At 49.6% G+C, this 21,462-nt stretch carries 24 protein-coding genes; 8 read left to right on the top strand and 16 right to left on the bottom strand.

Annotated features, from left to right (window positions below):
- The first annotated feature begins 156 nt into the window (after positions 1-156).
- The 3 genes from ychF (at position 157) to ACYVI1_RS05410 (ending at position 3,072) form a co-directional block, all read left to right on the top strand.
- Positions 157-1,257, top strand: a complete 1,101-nt coding sequence (gene ychF / locus ACYVI1_RS05420; protein ID WP_460907564.1) for a redox-regulated ATPase YchF — start codon at positions 157-159, stop codon at positions 1,255-1,257.
- A 52-nt stretch (positions 1,258-1,309) separates the two neighbouring features.
- The gene (locus tag ACYVI1_RS05415; protein ID WP_460907562.1) at positions 1,310-2,452 is read left to right on the top strand and encodes a formylglycine-generating enzyme family protein; all 1,143 of its coding nucleotides are present in this window, start codon (positions 1,310-1,312) and stop codon (positions 2,450-2,452) included.
- Positions 2,453-2,643: 191 nt separating this feature from the next.
- Positions 2,644-3,072 (top strand): DoxX family protein, encoded by a 429-nt coding sequence (locus tag ACYVI1_RS05410; RefSeq protein WP_460907560.1) that lies wholly within the window; start codon positions 2,644-2,646, stop codon positions 3,070-3,072.
- A 775-nt stretch (positions 3,073-3,847) separates the two neighbouring features.
- Here the strand turns inward: ACYVI1_RS05410 and ACYVI1_RS05405 are convergent.
- The 6 genes from ACYVI1_RS05405 to ACYVI1_RS05380 form a co-directional block, all read right to left on the bottom strand.
- Positions 3,848-4,717, bottom strand: a complete 870-nt coding sequence (locus ACYVI1_RS05405; protein WP_460907558.1) for an aldose 1-epimerase family protein — start codon at positions 4,715-4,717, stop codon at positions 3,848-3,850.
- Positions 4,718-4,802: 85 nt separating this feature from the next.
- Positions 4,803-5,270: a 30S ribosomal protein S7 gene (rpsG, locus tag ACYVI1_RS05400; protein ID WP_460907556.1), complete on the bottom strand. Its 468-nt coding sequence runs from the start codon at positions 5,268-5,270 to the stop codon at positions 4,803-4,805.
- A gap of 123 nt (positions 5,271-5,393) precedes the next feature.
- Entirely contained in the window at positions 5,394-5,825 is a 432-nt protein-coding gene (rpsL, locus tag ACYVI1_RS05395) for a 30S ribosomal protein S12 (RefSeq protein ID WP_460907554.1), read from the bottom strand.
- Positions 5,826-5,971: 146 nt separating this feature from the next.
- Positions 5,972-6,295, bottom strand: a complete 324-nt coding sequence (locus tag ACYVI1_RS05390; protein WP_460907552.1) for a DUF3467 domain-containing protein — start codon at positions 6,293-6,295, stop codon at positions 5,972-5,974.
- A 148-nt stretch (positions 6,296-6,443) separates the two neighbouring features.
- Entirely contained in the window at positions 6,444-6,833 is a 390-nt protein-coding gene (locus ACYVI1_RS05385; RefSeq protein ID WP_460907550.1) for a DUF4870 domain-containing protein, read from the bottom strand.
- 144 nt (positions 6,834-6,977) lie between these two features.
- A complete protein-coding gene (locus tag ACYVI1_RS05380; protein ID WP_460907548.1) occupies positions 6,978-10,427 on the bottom strand; it encodes a pyruvate carboxylase in 3,450 nt (1,149 codons plus the stop codon).
- A gap of 194 nt (positions 10,428-10,621) precedes the next feature.
- Between ACYVI1_RS05380 and ACYVI1_RS05375 the strand changes: the two genes are divergently transcribed.
- Positions 10,622-10,801, top strand: a complete 180-nt coding sequence (locus ACYVI1_RS05375) for a type II toxin-antitoxin system HicB family antitoxin (protein ID WP_460907546.1) — start codon at positions 10,622-10,624, stop codon at positions 10,799-10,801.
- Positions 10,802-10,827: 26 nt separating this feature from the next.
- On the opposite strand, the gene ACYVI1_RS05370 is transcribed toward ACYVI1_RS05375, so the two are convergent.
- Positions 10,828-11,958, bottom strand: a complete 1,131-nt coding sequence (locus tag ACYVI1_RS05370) for a hypothetical protein (protein WP_460907544.1) — start codon at positions 11,956-11,958, stop codon at positions 10,828-10,830.
- 70 nt (positions 11,959-12,028) lie between these two features.
- Here ACYVI1_RS05370 and ACYVI1_RS05365 point away from each other — a divergent pair, with 70 nt between their 5' ends.
- On the top strand, positions 12,029-12,691 hold the full coding sequence (locus tag ACYVI1_RS05365) for a DUF1345 domain-containing protein (RefSeq protein ID WP_460907543.1): 663 nt from the start codon (positions 12,029-12,031) through the stop codon (positions 12,689-12,691).
- 1 nt (position 12,692) lies between these two features.
- On the opposite strand, the gene ACYVI1_RS05360 is transcribed toward ACYVI1_RS05365, so the two are convergent.
- The 4 genes from ACYVI1_RS05360 to ACYVI1_RS05345 form a co-directional block, all read right to left on the bottom strand.
- Positions 12,693-12,875 (bottom strand): hypothetical protein, encoded by a 183-nt coding sequence (locus ACYVI1_RS05360; RefSeq protein WP_460907541.1) that lies wholly within the window; start codon positions 12,873-12,875, stop codon positions 12,693-12,695.
- Entirely contained in the window at positions 12,872-13,321 is a 450-nt protein-coding gene (locus ACYVI1_RS05355; protein WP_460907539.1) for a PIN domain-containing protein, read from the bottom strand. The genes ACYVI1_RS05360 and ACYVI1_RS05355 overlap by 4 nt, the downstream gene beginning before the upstream one ends.
- A 106-nt stretch (positions 13,322-13,427) precedes the next feature.
- Positions 13,428-13,673, bottom strand: a complete 246-nt coding sequence (locus ACYVI1_RS05350) for a hypothetical protein (protein ID WP_460907537.1) — start codon at positions 13,671-13,673, stop codon at positions 13,428-13,430.
- 60 nt (positions 13,674-13,733) lie between these two features.
- Positions 13,734-14,969: a nucleoside recognition domain-containing protein gene (locus tag ACYVI1_RS05345; RefSeq protein WP_460907535.1), complete on the bottom strand. Its 1,236-nt coding sequence runs from the start codon at positions 14,967-14,969 to the stop codon at positions 13,734-13,736.
- A 188-nt stretch (positions 14,970-15,157) separates the two neighbouring features.
- Between ACYVI1_RS05345 and ACYVI1_RS05340 the strand changes: the two genes are divergently transcribed.
- Both ACYVI1_RS05340 and ACYVI1_RS05335 read left to right on the top strand, forming a co-directional pair.
- On the top strand, positions 15,158-15,766 hold the full coding sequence (locus ACYVI1_RS05340; RefSeq protein ID WP_460907632.1) for a M15 family metallopeptidase: 609 nt from the start codon (positions 15,158-15,160) through the stop codon (positions 15,764-15,766).
- A gap of 397 nt (positions 15,767-16,163) precedes the next feature.
- On the top strand, positions 16,164-16,967 hold the full coding sequence (locus tag ACYVI1_RS05335; RefSeq protein ID WP_460907533.1) for a M28 family metallopeptidase: 804 nt from the start codon (positions 16,164-16,166) through the stop codon (positions 16,965-16,967).
- A 74-nt stretch (positions 16,968-17,041) separates the two neighbouring features.
- Here ACYVI1_RS05335 and ACYVI1_RS05330 read toward each other — a convergent pair whose 3' ends face one another.
- The 5 genes from ACYVI1_RS05330 to panC all read right to left on the bottom strand — a co-directional run bounded on the left by ACYVI1_RS05330 (position 17,042) and on the right by panC (position 20,468).
- Positions 17,042-17,884, bottom strand: a complete 843-nt coding sequence (locus tag ACYVI1_RS05330; protein WP_460907531.1) for a nuclear transport factor 2 family protein — start codon at positions 17,882-17,884, stop codon at positions 17,042-17,044.
- 105 nt (positions 17,885-17,989) lie between these two features.
- Positions 17,990-18,892: an AraC family transcriptional regulator gene (locus ACYVI1_RS05325; RefSeq protein WP_460907529.1), complete on the bottom strand. Its 903-nt coding sequence runs from the start codon at positions 18,890-18,892 to the stop codon at positions 17,990-17,992.
- 40 nt (positions 18,893-18,932) lie between these two features.
- A complete protein-coding gene (locus ACYVI1_RS05320) occupies positions 18,933-19,430 on the bottom strand; it encodes a DUF6169 family protein (RefSeq protein ID WP_460907527.1) in 498 nt (165 codons plus the stop codon).
- Positions 19,411-19,587, bottom strand: coding sequence for a hypothetical protein (locus ACYVI1_RS05315; protein ID WP_460907525.1), 177 nt, complete (start codon positions 19,585-19,587; stop codon positions 19,411-19,413). The genes ACYVI1_RS05320 and ACYVI1_RS05315 overlap by 20 nt, the downstream gene beginning before the upstream one ends.
- A 41-nt stretch (positions 19,588-19,628) precedes the next feature.
- Positions 19,629-20,468 (bottom strand): pantoate--beta-alanine ligase, encoded by an 840-nt coding sequence (gene panC, locus ACYVI1_RS05310; RefSeq protein ID WP_460907630.1) that lies wholly within the window; start codon positions 20,466-20,468, stop codon positions 19,629-19,631.
- 179 nt (positions 20,469-20,647) lie between these two features.
- Between panC and ACYVI1_RS05305 the strand changes: the two genes are divergently transcribed.
- Positions 20,648-21,454, top strand: a complete 807-nt coding sequence (locus ACYVI1_RS05305) for a glycogen/starch synthase (protein ID WP_460907523.1) — start codon at positions 20,648-20,650, stop codon at positions 21,452-21,454.
- Positions 21,455-21,462: the final 8 nt, after the last annotated feature.

Raw genomic sequence — 21,462 nt, 5'->3', positions numbered from 1 at the left:
TCCATACGGGCAGCCCCCACCAGCTCCTGCCGAAGGCTGTTTTTGCGGTCCGCCGTTACGGTTGTACTTTTGCAGAAAAACTAAAGAGTGAACGAGCGAACGAGTGAAAATTCCTGCTGAATGGTATTCGCTCGTTCACTCGCTCACAATTGAACTATGGGTCTTCAATGTGGAATCGTAGGTTTGCCAAATGTGGGCAAATCAACGCTGTTTAATGCAATCTCGAGCGGCAAGGCCGAAGCCGCCAATTATCCGTTCTGTACGATAGAACCCAACGTGGGCGTAGTGACCGTACCCGATGAGCGGCTGGACACGCTCGAAGGGCTGGTGAAACCGCAAAAAGTGGTGCCCACCATTATCGAGTTTGTCGACATTGCCGGTCTGGTGAAAGGAGCCAGTCAGGGCGCTGGTTTGGGAAATAAATTCCTGGCCAACATCCGCGAAGTCGATGCCATCGTGCATGTCATTCGGTGTTTTGAAGATGACAACATCGTTCACGTTGAAGGCAAAGTGAATCCGGTTTCAGACAAGGAGATCATTGATGCTGAGTTGCAACTGAAAGATTTAGAGTCGGTTGATCGGAAAGTTCAGCGGATCGACAAAGCCGCCCGCGTGGGTGATGCCAAAGCCAAAATCGAACTGGAAATTCTGAAACTCTACAAAACCGCGCTCGAAGCCGGTAAGAGCGCACGGACGGTGCAGGTTTCACCCGAAGACCGCGAAACAGCCATCGGCGATATCTCGCTCCTGACCGTAAAGCCGGTTATCTACGTCGCCAACGTCGATGAAGGGTCGCTGCCCAATGGCAATGCCTACTCCGATGCGCTTCGGGAAGCCGTCAAAGACGAAGGGGCCGAAGTTATTGTGATTAGCGCGGGTATCGAGTCGCAGATTGCCCAAATGGACGACCCCGACGAACGCGAGCTGTTCCTCGGTGAATATGGCCTGACCGAATCGGGGTTGAGCAAACTTATCAAGGCTTCCTACCGACTGCTGGGGCTGATTACGTACTTCACAGCGGGCGTGAAAGAGGTTCGTGCCTGGACAATTCACCGGGGCTGGAAAGCCCCACAGGCTGCCGGTGTCATTCACTCCGATTTCGAGCGGAAATTCATCCGGGCGCAGGTCATGAAACTTCCCGATTTTTCCCAGTTCAAGACCGAAGCGGGCGTTCGGGAAGCGGGTAAATTAGCCGTGGAAGGTAAAGAATACATTGTACAGGACGGCGACATTATGGAGTTTCTGCACAGCGCATAGGCTACTGGCAACATTAGTCCGGTCCTTCTTCGGTTAGCATAGGTATAGAGGTATGACTATTATCCGAGCTAATTTCCTAACTAAGCCCAAGCAGGAGCAACGGCCACTGACGAATCAGTGGCCGTTGCTCCTGCTTGGCTTTTTCATTGGTTTAGCTGGGTGCCAGTCGTCCGATAAACCAGCGCATAGCGCGGTAGCCGCAGCCGACTCAGGTGCCCATTGCGCGGCCAACGGAATGCCTTCCCGGTCGTCGGCTGTTCGGCAGGCAGCCATTCTACCTGAATCGGGCGGGGCAGCCACGAAGGATATGGTCTGGATTTCCGGCGGCACGTTTCAAATGGGGGCCGATGAATTTCCCGACGCCCGGCCCGTTCATGCCGTAACGGTTAATGGCTTTTGGATGGACAGGCATGAAGTAACCAATGCCGAATTTGCCCGGTTTGTAGCCGCTACCAGTTACAAAACAGTGGCTGAGCGTCCGCTCAATTCAGCCGATTTTCCCGGCGTTCCCGCCAACCAGTTAGTGCCGGGTTCGGCAGTGTTTACGCCCCCGGCTCAAAAAGTCTCGCTCGACAATCCGTTACAGTGGTGGCAGTACGTGAAAGGCGCGGGTTGGCAGCATCCAGATGGGCCAGCCAGTAGCATCCGGGGGCGGGAGAGCCTGCCGGTTGTGCATGTGTGTTATGAAGATGCTGCTGCCTATGCCAAATGGGCTGGAAAACGGTTGCCGACCGAAGCCGAATGGGAATTTGCTGCACAGGGGGGCCAAGATGCCCAAACCTATTATTGGGGTAGCGAACTGAAACCAAAAGGCAAATGGATTACCAACATTTACCAGGGTAATTTCCCGAACCAGAATACCAACGAAGATGGGTTTGTGGGCGTTGCTCCGGTTCAATCCTTCCCAGCCAATCCGTATGGGTTGTACGATATGGAGGGCAACGTGTGGGAATGGTGCCAGGATTTATACCGCCCCGATTATTACCCGAATAGCCCTGCCAACAACCCCAAAGGGCCTAAAGACAGCTACGACCCCGACGAACCTGGCTCTGTAAAGTATGTGCAGCGGGGCGGCTCATTCCTGTGCAGCGACCAGTACTGTGTTCGCTACAAAGCCGGTAGCCGGGGCAAGGGCGAACAAAGCAGCGGCAGCAACAATCTGGGCTTTCGCTGTGTGCGCGACGGGAGGCCGTAAAGGCATCAACTTTGCCCAAAAATACGCATTCCTGACACGCTTATCAGAAGTCAAATCGACGGATTTTCATGCACTAATAAGTGGCCAGATTTATGTCACAATGCCCCCCTCAGATAGGCGTTTATGCACCGTAACAAGGTGGTAGTAAGGGGGTAAATTTGTTTAGTTAATCAACCAGACAACAAATAGCCATGAAAAAGACAAAAATCACCTACTGGGTTTTTACCGCTCTGTTTGCCTTCGTTATGCTTGGTTCGGCTATCCCCGATATCCTGGTTCTTCCGGTGGCCGTTGAGGGCTTTAAGCAAATAGGATATCCTGCCTATCTGCTTCCGTTTTTGGGCTGGGCTAAACTGTTCGGTGTGGTAGCGCTATTAATTCCGGGTTTTCCCCGAATTAAGGAGTGGGCGTATGCTGGCTTGTTCTTCGACCTGCTGGGTGCTACGTATTCGGTCATGAACAGCGGCAAATCGGTTACCGACTGGACACCCATGCTGGTTATTATCGGCGTAGGGGTTGGTTCCTATGTGTTTTACCACAAAAAACTAAAAACTACGGCGGTTACACGCTCAGTCAGTTCTGCAAACCGCGCTGGCAAGTCATTGATTTTGACTACTTAAATTATTTAGTCCTCGTCCAATTTAGTTTCTATCGATTCTGTTGAGACTATTATGCCTGACAATCAGGGCAATGGAATCAACAGAATCCACTTTGGTGAAGTACCATTGTTGCTTAAAGGGTAGTAGGTCGGCTTTTTAGTCTTTGGCACCACAAAGCCGTTTGCCAGGACAAACTACCAGATTCACTTACAACCTGCTGAACGCCGGGAGCGGCTCAGCAAAGGTCAAATAGATAAACCAGCAGCCAAAACGATTCAAAAAGCGCAGGTACTTTTAGCAAGCCCTCAACCCATCAGCCAACTACTTATCATTTGTCAGAACGCCGTAGTGAGCGGAGTGGACCCCAAAGACGGCTACGAGCCATTGCCAGGGTAAGCATTATTGCGAATTTACTGGATGGTGCCTATGCAAACTGCCTGAGAATGACTGTAGTTGGCGACACTTTAAGCGCTCACAGGCCCAACGGTGGTCCGCCGTAGCGGTGCTTTTTACGATGTGGTTGGGGCCGAGAAAACCAAAACCTATCTGGATCGACTGGCGTTTGTGCACACTCCCTAAGCACGGCCGTTGCGGGGCCGCCTGTGCGGGTGGACAGGGCCGAAGCGGGTGGGCCGGAGCATCGAACTCGCTATTCTACAGGGAGATTGTCTAAACCTACACATCGCCACCAAAGAGTTATCAATTGCTGAAATCAAGGCCTGGTGGCAATTGACCACCAAAGATGCCCGGATAAAGTTGCATAAATTAGATCTAACTACTTAGTTTTTAAAAAACACTAACTAATTTCAATCGAAAACGCGGCCTCGAACACCTTTCCCACTTCGAGCTGCTGAATGGCTTCTTTCTGTTGAATCGACTTTAGTTCACCCTCGCTATCGGCACAGCCTAACCACGGCTCGATGCATACAAACGACGCACCAGGTTTAGCCCACAGGCCCAGATACGGGAACTCAGGATACGCAACCGTCACGCTATGCTTGTGAGCATTGCTTCGGATAGTGACACGTCGGGATGCCAGATTTTTAAATACCAACGCGTCTTGATCGAACAAATGCTTCGTTAGCGGCAGGCGGCTACCCACCGTAGGAACCGGCTTTGTTTCGCCGGTAAAATAACCCGCCGATGAGAGCATGTGCGTTTCTAAGCCTTCAATCTGTTCAAAGTCAATAAAATAATCTTCGTAAGCTTCAGTTTCCCTGAACGGTACGGCAAAAGCCGGGTGCGCGCCTACCGAGAAAAAAATAGGGCGCTTATCCCGATTGACGACCCGGTAGGTTACAGTCAGGCGAGGGCCGGAAAGCTCGTAGATGAGCTGAAAATCAAATTCATACGGAAAATGCCCGCGTGTAGCATCACCCGACCGCAGTAAGAAAATAGCGTGTGTTTGTGTGGATTCTATAGTCTCAAACAGTGATTGACGAGCAAATCCATGCCGGTCAATTGGGTACGTTTTCCCGTCGATCACTAATTGATTGTTCAGGCAGCCGCCCACCACCGGAAACAAATTCGGTGCGTGCCAGCCCCAAACGGTTGGGTCGGCCTGCCACAGATGCTCGATGCCGCCTGGTTTATGAAAAATAGAAGTTAGTTCGGCTCCTTTTGGCCGGATGGAAACGCGGAGTTGGTCGTTTTCTAAAGTTGTCATATCTTAAAAAACAACAAAAGCCACCCAATGTTGGGTAGCTTTTGTGAATTTGGTAACCACCGGGAACGTGGTCATTTTGGTTGGTTTAGAACCGGAAGTGCGAAAACGCCTTGTTGGCTTCGGCCATGCGGTGCGTATCGTCTTTCTTCTTCACAGCCGCGCCTTCGCCTTTTGCGGCTGCAACGATTTCGGCTGCCAGCCGGTCTACCATGGTTTTTTCACCCCGCGAACGAGCATACTTAATAAGCCATTTCATGCCTACCGCGACTTTTCGGTCTGCCCGTACTTCGGTTGGCACCTGAAAGGTAGCTCCACCAACGCGACGGCTTTTTACTTCAACTGATGGCATGACGTTGTTCAATGCCTTTTTCCACGTATCCAGACCACTTTCGCTGGTGCGTTTAGCCACCACCTCGAGTGCATCGTAGAAGATGGAGTACGCCAGGCTCTTTTTGCCTTCGTACATCAGGTTGTTAACGAATTTAGTTACGAGGACCTCTTTATACTTTGGGTCGGGTAATACGTAACGCTTGGGCGGTTTCGCCTTTCTCATGTTTTCTTCAGATTTTTGGTCTTACTCTGAACGCAGTCTTTCCAACGCCCAGTCTTTTTTAATGAATAATGTAAACTGAATAATGGTTGACAGAAACGTCGTTATACATTATTCCGTTTACATTTATTTTTTCTTGCCTTTTGCCGGTGGCGCGCCTTTACCGCCTTTCACCGGAGCCTGACCTGGTTTCGGACGTTTAGCACCGTATTTCGAGCGGCTTTGCAAACGACCGCTTACGCCAGCCGTATCTAAGGCACCCCGAACAATGTGATACCGAACACCCGGCAGGTCTTTCACCCGGCCACCGCGAATCAGCACGATGGAGTGCTCCTGTAGGTTATGGCCTTCGCCCGGAATGTAGGCATTCACCTCTTTGTTATTGCTCAGGCGAACCCGGGCAACCTTCCGAAGGGCCGAATTCGGCTTCTTCGGCGTCGTTGTGTACACGCGCGTACACACGCCCCGACGTTGTGGGCAGGCATCTAAAGCTGGCGACTTCGATTTGTCAATCAGCTTTTCGCGGCCTTTACGCACTAATTGTTGTATAGTAGGCATTCTTGATGTTGGTTACAAAAAAACAGTCTTCCCGAATTTTGAGGTGCAAAGATACGGAAAAATTGTTTAACGTTTAACGTTCAATGGTTAAAGTTCAACTGTACATTGACAACTTCGAACGTTAAACCTGAAACTTTAAACTGTTTTTAAGCTTGCCCCACTGGCCCGCCAAAACCGCCGGCTGGAAAACGAATCGCATCGTTTAAATCGTTGATGCCGCCATACGCTTCTTCGTATCGGCTGATATTTTCGCGCAGCGCGTCAAGTAGTCGTTTGGCGTGTTCGGGCGTCAGAATGATGCGGGCTTTTACTTTGGCCTTGGGAACACCGGGCATCAGGCGAATAAAATCCAGTATAAACTCACTATTCGAGTGGGCAATCATCGCCAGATTGGCATAAACGCCTTCGGCGATTTCCTCACTCAATTCGACGTCGATAGACCCCTCCGGGTTTTGTTGTTGAGGATTCATAGTAATGAAACGTTTAAAAAGAGTAACCAACGGGCCATTCTGTATTATCAGCCTGTTAATTACCTATTGTATTCAACAGTATATCCTGGTTTTAATAATTAAGAATGAAGAATACATCTATTTGAGATGTTTCGTTCGCCATGTTGCCTTATTTGATGAATCGAAACGTCAGCGGATAGCGGTAATACTCGCCATTGTTAGCTTTTATGGCGGCAATAATCGTAAAAACAAACCAAACCGCGCCGACAATCCAGATGAGTACAAATCCAATCAAAAGAAGCATCAGCAGGAACGATGCGGCAAAGGCCAGTGCCATAGTAATCTGAAAATTGACAGCTTCTTTGCCATGATAATCAACATACGCCGATTTCTCTTTCTGAATTTGCCAGACGATAAGCGGACCAACCAGACTACCAACAACCGTGAACAGACCAGTCAATGCACTCAGGTGTGCAAGCATAGCCCACAAACGCTCGTCAGAATTGCTGAGTGGCACAGGAGTGGGAGAAACAGGCAGCATTGGTGGTTGATTTTCCATAAGGCAAGAGGGTTCGTTTGAATTGGAAAGTTGGCGTAAATTTTTGACTGACACAATGTTATCGCAATAAATTGGCTATGTATATGAAACACTAAAGCGGAGTAGTGCTACAGGCAGCTACTCCGCTTTAGTGTTTCTGCAAAATTACGAAAGTTCCAGTACACAGTCGTCCTGCTCCACGGTAGTGGCTTCTTTCAGCAGGATTTTGGCAACCTTGCCTTCTTTTTGAGCGGCTACGATACTTTCCATTTTCATGGCTTCAATAACAAATAATGGCTGATTTTTTTTGACCGAATCGCCCTCTTTCACCAGAATCCGGGTTAGTCGCCCCTGCAACGGCGCGCCCACATCGCCCGCTTTGCCGACTTTGGCGTTCATGGCTTTGGCTACCTTCGAGGCTCGGTCGCGCACCTGAACCTGACGGCTTTGGCCATTCAGTTCAAAGGTAATCGTCCGCATACCAAACTCGTCCGGCTCCGACTTGAACAGCAATCGGACGAGGATGTTTTTCCCCGCTTCGATGTTAATCAGGATTTCCTCATTCTCTTTCAGCCCGTAGAAAAACGCGGGCGTTGGAATAATGCTGACGTTGCCATATTGCTCGTTGGCGTTGTAGTATTCCTCATACACCTTTGGGTACATCTGGTACGAGAGATAGTCAACGAACCCATCGCTATGCGGGTATTTTTCCTGAAAGGTTTTGAAATCCTGGTCGAAATCAATTGGTTTCAGATGTTCGTTCGGGCGGCCTATGATGGGTTCTTCGCCCTTCAGCACAATCCGCTGAATATCTTCCGGAAAGCCGCCAACAGGCTGACCCAGAATACCTTTCATCAATTCCTTTACCGACTCCGGGAAAGACAGGGCCTCGCCCCGCTCCCGGACATCCTCGGCGGTGAGGTTGTTGGCTGTCATGAAAATAGCCATGTCGCCCACCACTTTAGAGGATGGCGTAACCTTCACAATGTCGCCGAACAGCTCATTCGCCACCGAATAATTCTTTTTCAGTGTCTCAAACTTATCGCCCAGTCCGGTAGCAATGGCCTGCGGTTTCAGGTTGGAATACTGCCCGCCCGGAATCTCATTTTCATAGACCTCGGCGCTGCCCGCTTTCATACCCGACTCAAATGGGTAATAGTATTCCCGAACGTCTTCCCAATAGTTCGAATAGGCATTTAGCGAGGGCAGATTCATGTCGCATTCGCGCTCATGCCCCTGCATCATGGCTACTACCGAGTTAAAATTAGGCTGCGACGTCAGGCCCGATAAGGCACCCAATGCACAATCCACAATATCGACACCCGCGTCGATGGCTTTCAGGTAGGTAGCCGCCTGAATACCCGCTGTGTCGTGCGTATGCAGGTGAACGGGAATACTTACGGCCTGCTTCAACTCGCGCACCAGCACTTCGGCAGAGAGCGGCTTCAGCAATCCGGCCATGTCTTTGATAGCCAGCAAGTGCGCGCCTTCATCTTCCAATTGGCGAGCCATGTCCAGATAATACTGGAGCGTGTATTTTTTTTGATCGGGCGACAATACATCCCCCGTATAGCAAATGGCGGCTTCGCAGAGCGCATCGGTTCGTTCGCGCACAGCCCGAATGCTTACTTTCATAGCCTCGACCCAGTTTAACGAGTCGAAAATACGGAAGACATCTATGCCTGTTTCCCATGATTTCTCAACAAATTTCTCAATGAGATTATCGGGATAGGCCGAGTAACCTACTGCGTTGGAACCTCGGAACAGCATTTGCAGGAGCATGTTCGGCATGGCTTCGCGCAGGGCAGCCAGCCGTTTCCAGGGACTTTCGTAGAGGAACCGCATGGCCACATCGAAGGTGGCGCCCCCCCAGACTTCCATCGAGAAGAGTTCCGGGTGGTTTTTGGCGAAACCTTCGGCTACTTTCTGTAAATCCTGCGTTCGGACGCGCGTAGCCAGCAACGACTGATGCCCGTCGCGGAAGGTCGTGTCAGTGTAGAGCACGCATTTCTGGTCCTTCACCCACTGCACAAATTTCTCCCGTCCTAACTCTTTCAGCCGGTCACGATTGCCCGACGGGTAGGCGCTGTAAATGTCAAACTTGGGAACAACAGGGGTGCGGAACACCTTACTGTCGTCTTTCTTTTTAACCTCCGGGTTGCCATTCACAATCACGTCGGCGAGGTAGTTGAGTACCCGCGTCGAGCGGTCCTGCGGTTTGCGGAAATTGAAGAGTTCGGGGTGGGTTTCAATAAACGACACCCGCACTTCGCCCCGCTGGAAAATCGGGTTGCTGATTACGTTCAGCAGAAATCCGATATTGGTTTTAACCCCCCGAATACGGAACTCCAGCAAGGCCCGTGTCAGGCGTTGGGTAGCCCCTTTAAGCGTCCGGCCCCGCGCCGAGACCTTCACAATCATCGAGTCGAAGTAGGGCGATATTTTCATGCCCGCGTAGCTGCTGCCTTCGTCTAAGCGGATACCAAAACCGGCGGCATTTCGGTAGGCCGTAATGGTACCAAAATCGGGTTTAAAGCCGTTGGCGGGGTCTTCGGTAGTGATCCGGCACTGAATCGCGTAGCCGTTGAGCGGAATTTCGTCCTGATGATTGATGTAGATGCCATTGTCGGACAGTTGGTAGCCCATCGCAATCAGGATCTGCGTCCGAACGATGTCGATGCCCGTTACTTCCTCCGTAATGGTATGCTCAACCTGAATGCGGGGATTTACTTCAATGAAATAGATATTCTCGTTTTTGTCGACCAGAAACTCAACCGTTCCGGCATTGGAGTAGTTTACGGCCCGGCCTAATTGCAGGGCATATTCATATAGTTTCGTTTTGGTTTCCTGCCGCAATCCGAACGACGGAGCCACCTCGACAACCTTCTGAAACCGCCGTTGCACTGAGCAATCCCGCTCATAGAGGTGAACGATGTTCCCATGTTGATCGCCAAGCAACTGCACCTCAATGTGCTTGGGGTCTTCAATGAATTTCTCTAAGAAAATCGTATCGTCGCCAAAGGCGTTACGGGCTTCATTTTTGGCTTCATTAAATGCTTTCTCGAAGTCTTCAGCCTGCCGCACCACGCGCATTCCCCGACCACCGCCCCCGGCTGCGGCCTTGACCATGACCGGAAAGCCAATCCGTTCGGCTTCGCTTTGCGCCCGTTCGACCGTCATGTTCTCCTCCAGCGAGTCGGGAATAAGTGGCACACCGGCTTTGAGCGCAAGATTTTTGGCCCGCACTTTATCGCCCAGCGCGTCCATCGCTTCCGGCGACGGCCCAACGAAAATAATTCCTTCCTCGCGGCAGCGCAGGGCCAGTTTCACGTTCTCCGACAGAAATCCGTAGCCAGGGTGGATGGCATCGACCTTTTGCCGTTTGGCCAGCATGATGATGCCCTCAACGTCGAGATACGGTTTCAATGGTTCTTCATCGCGGCCAATCTGATAGGCTTCGTCGGCCTTGTAGCGATGGAGTGAATAGCGGTCTTCGTAGGTGTAAACAGCAACGGTCGTAATATCCAGTTCGGTGGCGGCCCGCATGATGCGGATGGCAATTTCGCCCCGGTTGGCAACAAGCAGACGGTGAATGGGTCGGATGTATTCCTTCATTAGGTAATTAGTGAATGCGCGAATGAGTGAATGAGTAAATAGCTCTGCCGGATGGTATTCGCTCATTCACTAATTCACTCATTCACTAATTATACTCGGCAAGATTGTTGAAAATTTCGGGAAAACCATCCTGAGCCATAGAATCATTGGAGAAGTCAGCTTTTTCGGGGAATATTGCAGAAATTGGGAATTACATGCTCAGGCTTAACTTTCAGCTTCTTGGTTTAGCTTTGGATATGAAACTAACCGCCGTTTATCTAAAAGTGCCCGAAGGCTACGTTGGCTTTGTGGAAGAATTGCCCGGTGCCAACACGCAGGGCGAAACTTTGGAAGAAGCCCGGATTAACTTGCAGGGAGCCGTTCAGATGGTTTAGATGCAAACCGAATTTTAGCCGAAGAACTACATCAACTCAAAAAACGACAATTCGTCTGGCTTTTGAATGCGGTAGGTTTTCAGCCACTGCTTTAGTCGGCTCGTATCGGCCAGAATTTTCACATCATTTTTGAGTTGTTTGATATCCCGTTTCAGTTGGGCAATGTCGCTGTTCAGGCTGAACTCCAGGGCTATTCTTGAATTAACGGCGAAGGCAGGCCTGCCCGTCATGGCAGCCAGTTCGTTTTGTAGCCCCAAAAACTGGTCGTCTAATTCCTGCGCCTGTTGCCGCAGAATCTTGTTATAATACTTGAGTTGCTCTTCGGCGAGGGTTTCCAGATGCGTCTGGTCGATGCGTTCAAACTCGAGTTGCAGGCGCAACAGAGCCAGCAGGTCGCTTTTTTCGTAAGCGTCCGTCACCCGGTGCATGATTTCGGTTTTGCGCTGCTTCTCGGCCTCGTCGGGTTCGCGGTCGGGATGGAACGCTTTCACTAAGTCCATGTACAAGGTCCGAACGGCTTTTGTACTTTTCTGCTCCTCTGCTTGTTTTTTAGCCTCGCGTTCCTGCTGTTTGGCCGATTTGGGTTTGCTGGCGCGTTGTTTCTGGCGCTTCGCTTCGGCGGCTTCGCGCTGAGCCATTTGTTCCTGCACATAGGCCGTCATCTTCTGCGGGTCGCTCACATCGACATCTTCATCGAACTGAATGCCGAACATAGCGCCCATCATTTCCTTCATCAACTCCGCCGTTTGCTGGTCGGCTTCGTTGCTGGTGGTCTCGAAGCCCTGCATATTGTATTTATCGTAGATGGGCTTGAGGTCGTCCATTTCGTGTTCTGAAATCAACTCAACTGCGATATTTCGAATCAACTCGGCTAATTTTTTCTTTTCTGTTTTCGTGTAGTCTTTGTTCTGATAGGCGCGGTCGAAAAGACGTACTAAGTCGGCCCGGAACTGGCTATACTGCCCAACCAAAGGGCGATAGTCGGTTTGTACCCGTTGCTGAATGTGCTGAGCGGCTTCCTTCAATTCGTGCAGGTCGAGGCTTAGTTTTTCAATCTTTCGGGTTAGCCGATTAAATTCTTTCTGCGATTTGGAGAGAATTGTTTTCTCTTTATCCGTACCAATTCGGACAAGATGATGCTGGTTCTGGCGGAACATAAAACAGGTTGTCGTTGAACTAATATAGGTATGGGTATCTATGCAGTATGTTACGCTTTTCACCAAAATTATGACCACTACATTGCTTCACAAAATCAGCCACTTCGATTCGAATCATCGGCTGCTCATTGCCTTAGGTGTTGCCATTTTAACATTTTTTTTGGCCCCGGCTCCTTTTTTCACCTCAATGCACCTGACCATCGTCTGGATTTCGTTTGCACTAACCGTGTTATTGCTGGCGTGGACGACTATGTTTATCGCGCATCCTCACGACCTGCCCCGTTTTTCACGCCTGGAAGATTCAAGCCGGACCCTCTTGCTGGTGTTTATCGTTGTGGCGGCCACTGCCAGTTTATTTGCCGTGATCGACCTGCTTGGATTAATGGGTGAAAAAGATCCGGTTCATCAGCCGCATACCTTGTTGGCAATTCTGGCCGTTGCCAGTTCGTGGAGTTTAGTTCATACGGTTTTTACACTCCGGTATGCTCACTTATATTACGGTAATGATGCAAAACAGACAACGTGGCCCGGTGGTTTGGATTTCCCGCACGAACCCGAACCGGATTACCTCGACTTTGCTTATTTCTCGTTCGTCATTGGCATGACGAGTCAGGTTTCGGATGTGTCTATCCACTCGAAAACCATGCGCCGGGCGGCCCTGGCCCACGGCGTGCTCTCATTCGCGTTCAACACCATCATTATTGCCTTAACAATCAGCAGTTTGTCGAAGTGAGTTAGCCGGAACGCCGGTCGCTGGAGTGCGTTTGTTTTTTCGATTTTTCCAACTGTTCTTTTTCGTAGGCTTCCCGCGAACGTTTATCGGAAAGCAGATTTCGGTAAAGGCCATTCAGCACGTAGATGTCGTCAACCTCGTCGATGAGCCGGTGGAGGTGTTCGCGAACTTGCGTAATGTTCATTCGGTTTGGTCAGTTTGGCTAACTAATTCATCCAGCAAAATAACATTCGGAAACCCTTTCGCACGTAAACCTTCAACTAAAGGTTTGTCGCGGGTAAGTAAGGGAATATTTAACTGTAATGATAAGGCAACGTAGGCAGTGTCTTTAGGGTCAATATCCCGGCAAAACATAAAGGCCTGATAGTAGTTCTGTGTACTTATCAGTAGATTGGGGACGACCGTAATTCGTTCAAATACAGTCAGTATGAACTTCTGGAATTGATCTGACGGTATCCTGGTACGCTGAGCAATAATTTCCTGGTGGAGTTGAAGTTCTTCAAATACAAAATCGATTGTAAAAATCCTGTTGTCGCTCAGAAACGTCAAATAATAGTCACGACCACTAATTAGGCAGCTAAACAGGACATTAGCATCGACAATAAATTCGCGGGAGCGGAATGATAACACTCTGTATCAGAAAGAGAATTTAACGACTTCGCTTAAGCCGCTCCGACGAGCCGGTAGACGGAAGAGTTGTGTATACAAAGATAATCAAAACGGATAAACTATAAAATCACTCAAAAGCTTCAGGTGGCAGCTTATCTTCCAGATTGTATTTGTATTTATCCCAGGCTCTCTGACGGGCTTCCTCCGCAATCTCTTCCCAGGAGACATTTGCCTCGTCTAAGGCCTTTTTTATTTCTTGTGCTTCTACGCTTAATTCTTCCCACGCTAACAGCCGTTCGAGTCGTTCTACTAACGCTTGAGTGCCATATCGGGCGAGCGTCTTATCACTTACTTTTATTTGAATCGTTGACATACTTGCTTTACTTTCTTTACCAATCTTTACCAAATATAACAACTCACCTGGCGTTTTCGCTCAGTGAAAAAAGAAATATCCGAGCGCAATGCCCGCAATAACGCCCACAAAATCGGCGAACAGACCGTAGGGAATCGCATGACGCGAATTGCGAATACCGACTGAGCCAAAATACAGGGCTACAATGTAGAATGTAGTATCGGCCGACCCCTGAAAGATGCAGCCTAAGCGGCCAACGAATGAATCCGGGCCGAATTGCTTCATGCCATCGATCATCAATGCCCGCGCGCCAGCCCCGCTTAGGGGTTTCATAAGCGCAACGGGCAGGGCGTCGGCAAAATCGGTGTTCATGCCGGTCAGGTCGAACAGGTATTTTAGGCCGCCAACCAAATAATCCATGGCCCCGGCATTTCGGAAGGCCCCAATAGCAACCAGCATCCCAACTAAATAAGGAATCACTTTTACGGTTGTCTCAAAGCCACCTTTCGCCCCTTCGATAAACGTCTCAAAAATGGGAACCTTACGCCAGAGCGCACCCACCAGAAAGGCCACGATGATGGTGAGCAGAATAAGATTGCCCGTTACTTTCGATATGGTTTCAATGTCCTCCTTTGGCCTCCCCGATAAAAACCATAACGCCAGACCAATCAATGCGGTGATGCCCCCCAGCCAGCCCAGTACGGTAGCGTTCAGCAGGTTTATGCGTTGCTTGATGCCAACCGCTACCAGAGCCACAACGGTGGTCACATACGTACCGATAACGCAGGGAATAAACACGTCCGACGGGTCTTTCGCTCCCAAAATGGCCCGCTGGGCCATAATGCTGAGCGGAATAATCTGTAGGCCCGATGTGTGCAGCACCAGAAACATAATCTGAGCGTTGGAGGCCGATTCTTTGTTCGGGTTTAGTTCCTGCAAACTCGCCATTGCCCGCAGCCCAAATGGCGTAGCGGCATTATCGAGACCCAGCATATTGGCCGAAAAGTTCATAATCATCTGACCGTTGGCCGGGTGATTTTTGGGTACTTCAGGGAATAATTTGCTGAAAAACGGGCCGATGATGCGGGCGATAAAATTGATGGCGCCCGCTTTCTCGCCAATGTTGAGCAACCCCAGAAAAAACGTCATTACACCCGCCAGCGGCAGGGCAATATCCACCACAGCAACTTTCGATGAATCGAATAGCCCTTCAACAATAATTTTGAAAATTTCGGTGTCGCCTAAGAAAATCAGTTTAGCCAGCGCCACCAGAAAGGCAACAACGAAGAAAGCAACCCAGATATAATTAAGAGCCATGCGGTGGAGATGGGGTTAATGGGGCGAACGTAACAAGTTTTTGTTTTATTTACAGTATGATGATGTTAAATAAAAAAGCTGTGACACAGAGATACACGAAGGTTTATAAAAAAATCTCTGTGTATCTCTGTGTCTTCTCCGTGTATCTCTGTGTCACATCCCTCAACGCCCAGCCCCTCGAAGAGGCTATGCTGAAACAAGGGCTGGTGGACATTCAAAAAGTTGACCCAACGATTCTGGTTGATCTCAAGTATTCAACTACCGACAATTTTGTTGGCAAAGATGTCTACGGCGACCTCACGCGGGCGTATATGCAACCAATGGCCGCCCGCAAACTCGCCATTGCCAGCAAGTACCTGCAAACGCATCACCCAACCCTGCGGCTGCTGGTGTACGATGCCGCCCGCCCCCGTTCGGCGCAGTGGAACCTCTGGAAAGCACTCCCCAAACTCCCCGAACGCGAACGTCAGAAATACGTAGCCGACCCGCGCAAAGGGTCCATTCATAATTACGGTTGCGCTGTCGATTTAACCGTTGCCACGAAAGAGGGACGGTCCGGCGCACCGGAACCATTGGACATGGGCACGAAGTATGATTTCTTCGGGGAGTTGGCGTACCCATCGAAAGAAGCTGAACTACTCAGAGCCGGAAAACTAACCCAACAGCAACTTGACAACCGGCAAATTCTCCGAACAGCTATGCGTCAGGGAGGATTTAGTCCTATTGAGTTTGAGTGGTGGCACTTCAATGCCCTCTCCCGCGAAAAGGCGAAAATGGCCTTTCGGATTGTGGATTAGCTTGACAGCATAGTAGCTTTTTTTCTACTTTAGCTACATATTCGCTGTCAATCGTCAAGTAGTTAGCCTATTTATGCCTATCGCTCCTTTAAGAAGTGCGCTGAAGACGACGCTTCTTATTTTCCTTCGTGTGATCAATCAGACCTACGCGCAACCCGTTATTTCGCCGGTTAGCGTTTCAGCTTCACTACTAAAAAAACATGTTTTCCTGTTAGCTTCCGACAGTTTGCAGGGACGCGAAACTGGTACCAAAGGCCAGCTTCAGGCGGCTTTCTATTGCACGCAGGCGTTTCGACAAAGTCATTTAGTACCAGTTTTTCGGCTTGATTCAATTCGTGGCTCTTTTTATCAGACATATGCTTTTATAACCTCTGAGGCTGCTCCTTTCGGCGGATCAATGCTACCGCGAGTTGGTACAACAACGCTACCGCGTGTCTACAAATACAGTACTGCTCCCCGTACTTACAAGCGGCATGAACTGGCCCCCTTACCACTCACGGCTAAAGACAGTAGCCGTGTATTACTCAGCCACAATGTAGCCGGACTTCTTATTGGAACCGATTTGAAACAGGAGGTCATACTTATTTCGGCGCATTACGACCATTTAGGCCACTCCGGCGGGCTCATTTTTCATGGGGCCGACGACAATGCATCCGGTACGGCCACTGTCCTGGGCATAGCGGCTACCTTCGACAGTTTAGCCCAACAGGGAGTCAGGCCCCGCCGAAGTATTTTGTTCGTCCTGTTCTCGGGTGAAGAAGGCGGGCTGCTGGGTTCACAGTATTTTGTTTACAATAGCCCTATTCCTTTAAGTCAACTCGTGTGCGATCTGAACGTAGATATGGTGGGTCGCGTGGATAACTGGCATCGGAAAAAGCCTGATTACTGCTACCTACTTGCTGGTAAACAGAATAGTGAACTCAAACGAGCCGCTGAGATTGCTAATCAGCAGTCGGTCAATCTGGATTTAAATCAGGGAGGGTACGATACCGAAACGGACCCAAATCAATATTTTTACCGCTCCGACCACTACAATTTTGTGAAACAGGGCATCCCTGCTCTTTTTTTTACAAACGGAGAACACCCCGATTACCATCAGCCCTCCGACACTGCCGACAAAATAGTCTATGATGTTCTCCAAAAACGGGCTACACTGATTTTCCAGACAGCCTGGGTTGTAGCGAATGAATCCCCAAAATAGAGCCTGCCAGACATAAAATGCCCTTCAGAAATCAAATCTCCTGAAAGGCATTTTGCAAACCAAAAAACAACCGCTTAGAACTTGCCGTTCTGGTTTTTCCACTGGTCTTTGGGCAGCAGAGCTTCAATGACGTCCCAATGCTCAGCAATTTTGCCGTTTTCAACCCGAAACAGGTCATAAAAAGTATTGGGTTGACCCCCTATTTCACCCTCGGCCATCACCAGCACAAAGTTGCCTTCGCCCAGGATTTTGTGGGCTTTACTTAGCTTCATTTGCATCCCGTGCTTACCCATTTCTTCCATCGCTTTGCCAAGCCCGCTCAGGCCGTCGGCAATCATCGTGTTATGCTGAATATACTGATCACCAGTAAAAAATTCCGGCATCCGGTTGAATTGCCCGCCAATAAACACGTTCTCGTAGAAATCCTTAATTAACGCCTTGTTAGCCGCCGTTTTGTCTTTGTCTTTCACTTCCGTCGGGCCATCGAACTGGGTGTGGCCGCTGGGGTTCTTTTCAGCAATGGGCTGGAGGTTGTCCCAGTGTTCAACAATTTGGCCGCCGTCAAACCGGAACACATCGAAACCGGCTTTGGGGCCGAAAAAGTCGTATTTAGTATGTAGCACCACATAGTCGCCATCGGTAAACGACCGGATAACCTGCGCTTTAGCGCTGCCTTTCGGTACGTGTTGCATCAATTCGCCAAAGCCCTGCAGGCCGTCGGCAGCCATGAGATTATGCTGTTTGTACTGCCTGGGGTTGATGTAGCCGATGGGGGTCATATCGCCCGTTTCGATGCTCTGGATAAGCGAAACGGCTTTCTGCTGATTGGTCATTTTTTTCGCTGATTTAGTTGATTGACAATATGCCTGTGAGACGAAGCAAGCCGTAGCGGCTGCTAAAACGAGTACTTTTTTCATTGCCTGATTAGTTGTAAAATCACCAGACAAAGGTGGGCAATGTCAATTTGCAGGGAAAGGTAAACTCGTAGCGAAAAAGGGTAAATATCGAACCTGCCGGCAAAATTACCTGTTATTAATGGTCGACCTGAACTGGGAGGGCGTCTGGCCGGTTTGTTTTCTAAAATATTTAATCAGATTGGTCGGTTCGTCAAAACCAGCGTTGTAAGTTATTTCTTTGATTGACAATTCACTGCTGGCCAAGTTCCGGCGAATTTCCAGAACAACCCAATTGTCGATAAACTCCTTAGCTGTTCTGGTGGTAAATTCTTTACAAATTTCGTTAAGGTGCTTATAGGAAATAGCCAGTTCGGCGGCATAGTCCATGGCGTTACGGGTCTGGGTATGCCGTTGAATCACAGCGTTTCGGAAATGCAGAAACTGCCAGTAACGTTCGGGGTGGCGAACAGACGGCATGAGGTGTCGTTTAGCCCGCTCGGCTTTCAGGAGAAAAATCTTCAGTAGATTACTCAAAATCTCCTGCTTGGCAAAGTCATCTGCCCACTGGTATTCTGCCCGGATGGTTTCGGCCAATACCAGTAGTCCCTCTGCCTGACTGTCTGCCGGTTGCAGTGCCGGTTCAGTCAGGGGATTGTTAAAAAGCATTCCAAATGGCAGAATATCCGATTGATAGAGGGACTGCATGAGAAAATTCTCCGTAAACAAAAACTGATAGCCTTCGTTCCGGGGGTTCACCTCGTAGGCATGAACTTGTTCACGAGCAACAAAAATGATCGTGCCGGGGCGGTATGAATACGTTTTAAAATCAACATAATGACGGCCTTCTCCCTGAGTAATATAGAGGATACCATAAAACTGAAGGCGGTGTGGTCTTGCCAGTGAGTGATTAAGCGTAGGCTGACGTTGAAAAAGGCTTTTCAGCGAGATGACGTCAAACTCCAGTTCCGGTCCGCTTTTTTTGAGAAAGGGAATCTCAGGAATGGTAAGCTGCTTATGGGGCGAAAGCATGAGCAATTCGTATAGCTGTTAGTAGCAAGCAGCCGAATGACTATTTGTTGGTATCGTACCGTTGCGCCAGGATGTTAAATTCATCCATAATGGTATGGCGCTGCGGATGGCTCCAGCGAAAAATAAGCGACACATAATAGGTAATACCATCAGCATCGGGGAAGTTCGCGTCAATCTTTACAAAGTGAGCATCCTTGAATTCACGAAACCAGGCATCGAATTTACGAACCCGGGCTAAGTGACGGGCGTCGGCAGTCTCGCAGATATAAAGCAGGATGCGTTCTTTATCGGCAAAGAAATCTTTACAAATGGCGGCTATAGTAGCCGGTATTGATGCGTCTAACGGTAATTTTCCGGCTGGTGTATAGACCACATCAATAACTAACTCAAATACATCCTGCCCTAAATTAGACTCATCGGGGAACAGATAAGGCGTTGACTTAAACTTGATTTGATAAATTACTTCAGCAGTAGTCTCGAATACATAAGCATTAGACAGGCCACCAATGTATTCAAACTTATAAGGATTCGGACTCATAATTACGGTGTTTCAGCCGGGCGATGGCTTGTTGCACCTCTGGGTCAGTCTTGAAAGACTCCCGCATCTGTCGCTTCGTTTCGCGTTTTTCTGCGGCCAGCCGACGCAGCAACGCAATGGTTTTATTGGGAGCATCCCCCGTGTTCGTCGGTTTCATAGCAATTGTTCATTTCTCAGGTAAAGATAGCTTTTTGCGGCTCAAAACACCAGATTATCAATCAGCCGAACCTTGCCCAGATGGGCCGCCAGACAAATGGCCGTTTGTCCTGGCGCCAGCACCTCGTTGGCGGGTTGGAGCGTGTCGGCGTTGGCGGTTTCGACGTATTCTAAGCGGAAGTTAGGCTGGCTGGTAAAGAAGCCCGTTACGGCAGCTTTCGCCTGAACTGTGCTATGGCCTTCGATGAGCATCTCATGCGCCAGCGTCAGGGCCTGAAAGAGCGCCGGAGCCTGTTTGCGCTCATCGGGCGTGAGGTTGCGGTTGCGCGACGACATGGCCAGCCCGTCGGCTTCGCGCACGGTGGGGCAGCGAATCAGTTCGACCGGAAAACTCAGGTCACGAATGAGCCGCCGGATAACGGCCACCTGCTGCAAATCTTTCTGACCAAAATAAGCCCGGTTCGGTTGTATGATGTTGAACAACTTAGCCACCACAAGGCCAACGCCGTTGAAATGGCCGGGACGGAAAGCCCCCTCCATTACGGTTTCCAACTCACTAAAATTCAGCCGGAGCGCGGGTGGTTCAGGATACATTTCGGCCACAGCAGGCGCGAAAACCACATCGCAGCCTGCCGCTTCGAGTTTCCGCGCGTCTTCTTCGAGCGTGCGCGGATAACGGGCGAGGTCGTCGGGATTATTGAACTGAGCCGGGTTAACGAACAGGCTGCTCACCACAACATCATTCCCGCGCCGGGCGGTGTCAATGAGCGTTGTATGGCCCTCGTGCAAGGCTCCCATTGTCGGCACAAGGCCAATAGTTTGTTCAGACCGAAGCCCATTCAGATGTTGGCGAAGACTGGCAATTGTGTCGAAATAAAGCATGGGGTAGGGGGCATGGAGCGGGGAGTACACAGGAGAGGGCAGGGCGTTTTGCTGTACTCAGCCCCTACCCTGCTCCCCGCTCCATGCTTTATTTGCACAAATCTTATTGAAATACGGGAAAAATTTGTATAATTTTGCAAGTTTTTTGGTTCTCTCAGACAACACACGCTTCCCTATTTATGAGCAAATTACGTATCCTTTACGTTGCCAGCGAAATCAACCCTTTTCTGAAAACGTCTGATGTTGCTGACTTCGTCCGCAAACTGCCACAAGCCATGCAGGAACGGGGGATGGAGATTCGGATTCTGGTGCCGCGCTTCGGACTCATTAACGAGCGCAAAAACCGATTGCACGAAGTGGTACGGTTGTCAGGTATTAATATTGCTGTTGGCGATGATGAAAAGCCGTTGATTATCAAGGTGGCGTCGATTCCAACGGCCAAATTACAGGTGTATTTCATTGATAATGAAGACTATTTCCAACGGAAATATGTTTTCCATGATAAAGAAAACAAATTCTACGAAGACAACGACGAGCGGGCCATTTTCTTCTGCAAAGGTGTGTTGGAAACGGTTAAGAAACTCGGCTGGGCACCCGACATCGTCCACTGCAACGACTGGATGACCGCTCTGATTCCGCTCTATCTGAAAACAACTTATAAAAACGACCCAATGTTTAAGGACACCAAGTCGGTTTTCACGGTCTACAATAACTCCTTTGAACACCGTTTCGAGGGCGACATCATCGAAAAAGCCCGCATGATGGATATTGACGACGAAATGTTAATGGAATTAAAAACGGCTGATTTCCAGGGATTTATTCGTATCGGCTCTGCGTATGCCGACGCCGTAGTTCGGGCCGAGGAGGATTCGAGCGAAAGCCTGAATGCTATTTTAAACGATTTGCCTGAACATAAATTCGATGGGGCCGACGACGACGATGTAACGGAGCGGTATTACAACCTGTATACGCAGTTGGCCGGTTAACGATTCAA

It is taken from the genome of Spirosoma areae (assembly GCF_054781775.1).
Note: the sequence above shows the minus strand (reverse complement) of the source record. Positions and strands in the feature narration are given on the sequence as shown.

Coding starts and splice junctions, on each gene's coding strand:
- ACYVI1_RS05390 (WP_460907552.1), bottom strand. CDS start 6,295: ATGAATCCTCAACAACAAAACCCGGAGGGGTCTATCGACGTCGAATTG.
- panC (WP_460907630.1), bottom strand. CDS start 20,468: ATGCTTTATTTCGACACAATTGCCAGTCTTCGCCAACATCTGAATGGG.
- ACYVI1_RS05350 (WP_460907537.1), bottom strand. CDS start 13,673: ATGTCAACGATTCAAATAAAAGTAAGTGATAAGACGCTCGCCCGATAT.
- ACYVI1_RS05325 (WP_460907529.1), bottom strand. CDS start 18,892: ATGCTTTCGCCCCATAAGCAGCTTACCATTCCTGAGATTCCCTTTCTC.
- ACYVI1_RS05340 (WP_460907632.1), top strand. CDS start 15,158: ATGCTGAAACAAGGGCTGGTGGACATTCAAAAAGTTGACCCAACGATT.
- ACYVI1_RS05380 (WP_460907548.1), bottom strand. CDS start 10,427: ATGAAGGAATACATCCGACCCATTCACCGTCTGCTTGTTGCCAACCGG.
- ACYVI1_RS05345 (WP_460907535.1), bottom strand. CDS start 14,969: ATGGCTCTTAATTATATCTGGGTTGCTTTCTTCGTTGTTGCCTTTCTG.
- ACYVI1_RS05330 (WP_460907531.1), bottom strand. CDS start 17,884: ATGAAAAAAGTACTCGTTTTAGCAGCCGCTACGGCTTGCTTCGTCTCA.
- ychF (WP_460907564.1), top strand. CDS start 157: ATGGGTCTTCAATGTGGAATCGTAGGTTTGCCAAATGTGGGCAAATCA.
- ACYVI1_RS05415 (WP_460907562.1), top strand. CDS start 1,310: ATGACTATTATCCGAGCTAATTTCCTAACTAAGCCCAAGCAGGAGCAA.
- rpsL (WP_460907554.1), bottom strand. CDS start 5,825: ATGCCTACTATACAACAATTAGTGCGTAAAGGCCGCGAAAAGCTGATT.
- ACYVI1_RS05335 (WP_460907533.1), top strand. CDS start 16,164: ATGCTACCGCGAGTTGGTACAACAACGCTACCGCGTGTCTACAAATAC.
- ACYVI1_RS05410 (WP_460907560.1), top strand. CDS start 2,644: ATGAAAAAGACAAAAATCACCTACTGGGTTTTTACCGCTCTGTTTGCC.
- ACYVI1_RS05405 (WP_460907558.1), bottom strand. CDS start 4,717: ATGACAACTTTAGAAAACGACCAACTCCGCGTTTCCATCCGGCCAAAA.
- ACYVI1_RS05370 (WP_460907544.1), bottom strand. CDS start 11,958: ATGTTCCGCCAGAACCAGCATCATCTTGTCCGAATTGGTACGGATAAA.
- rpsG (WP_460907556.1), bottom strand. CDS start 5,270: ATGAGAAAGGCGAAACCGCCCAAGCGTTACGTATTACCCGACCCAAAG.
- ACYVI1_RS05365 (WP_460907543.1), top strand. CDS start 12,029: ATGACCACTACATTGCTTCACAAAATCAGCCACTTCGATTCGAATCAT.
- ACYVI1_RS05375 (WP_460907546.1), top strand. CDS start 10,622: ATGCTCAGGCTTAACTTTCAGCTTCTTGGTTTAGCTTTGGATATGAAA.
- ACYVI1_RS05305 (WP_460907523.1), top strand. CDS start 20,648: ATGAGCAAATTACGTATCCTTTACGTTGCCAGCGAAATCAACCCTTTT.
- ACYVI1_RS05320 (WP_460907527.1), bottom strand. CDS start 19,430: ATGAGTCCGAATCCTTATAAGTTTGAATACATTGGTGGCCTGTCTAAT.
- ACYVI1_RS05315 (WP_460907525.1), bottom strand. CDS start 19,587: ATGAAACCGACGAACACGGGGGATGCTCCCAATAAAACCATTGCGTTG.
- ACYVI1_RS05385 (WP_460907550.1), bottom strand. CDS start 6,833: ATGGAAAATCAACCACCAATGCTGCCTGTTTCTCCCACTCCTGTGCCA.
- ACYVI1_RS05360 (WP_460907541.1), bottom strand. CDS start 12,875: ATGAACATTACGCAAGTTCGCGAACACCTCCACCGGCTCATCGACGAG.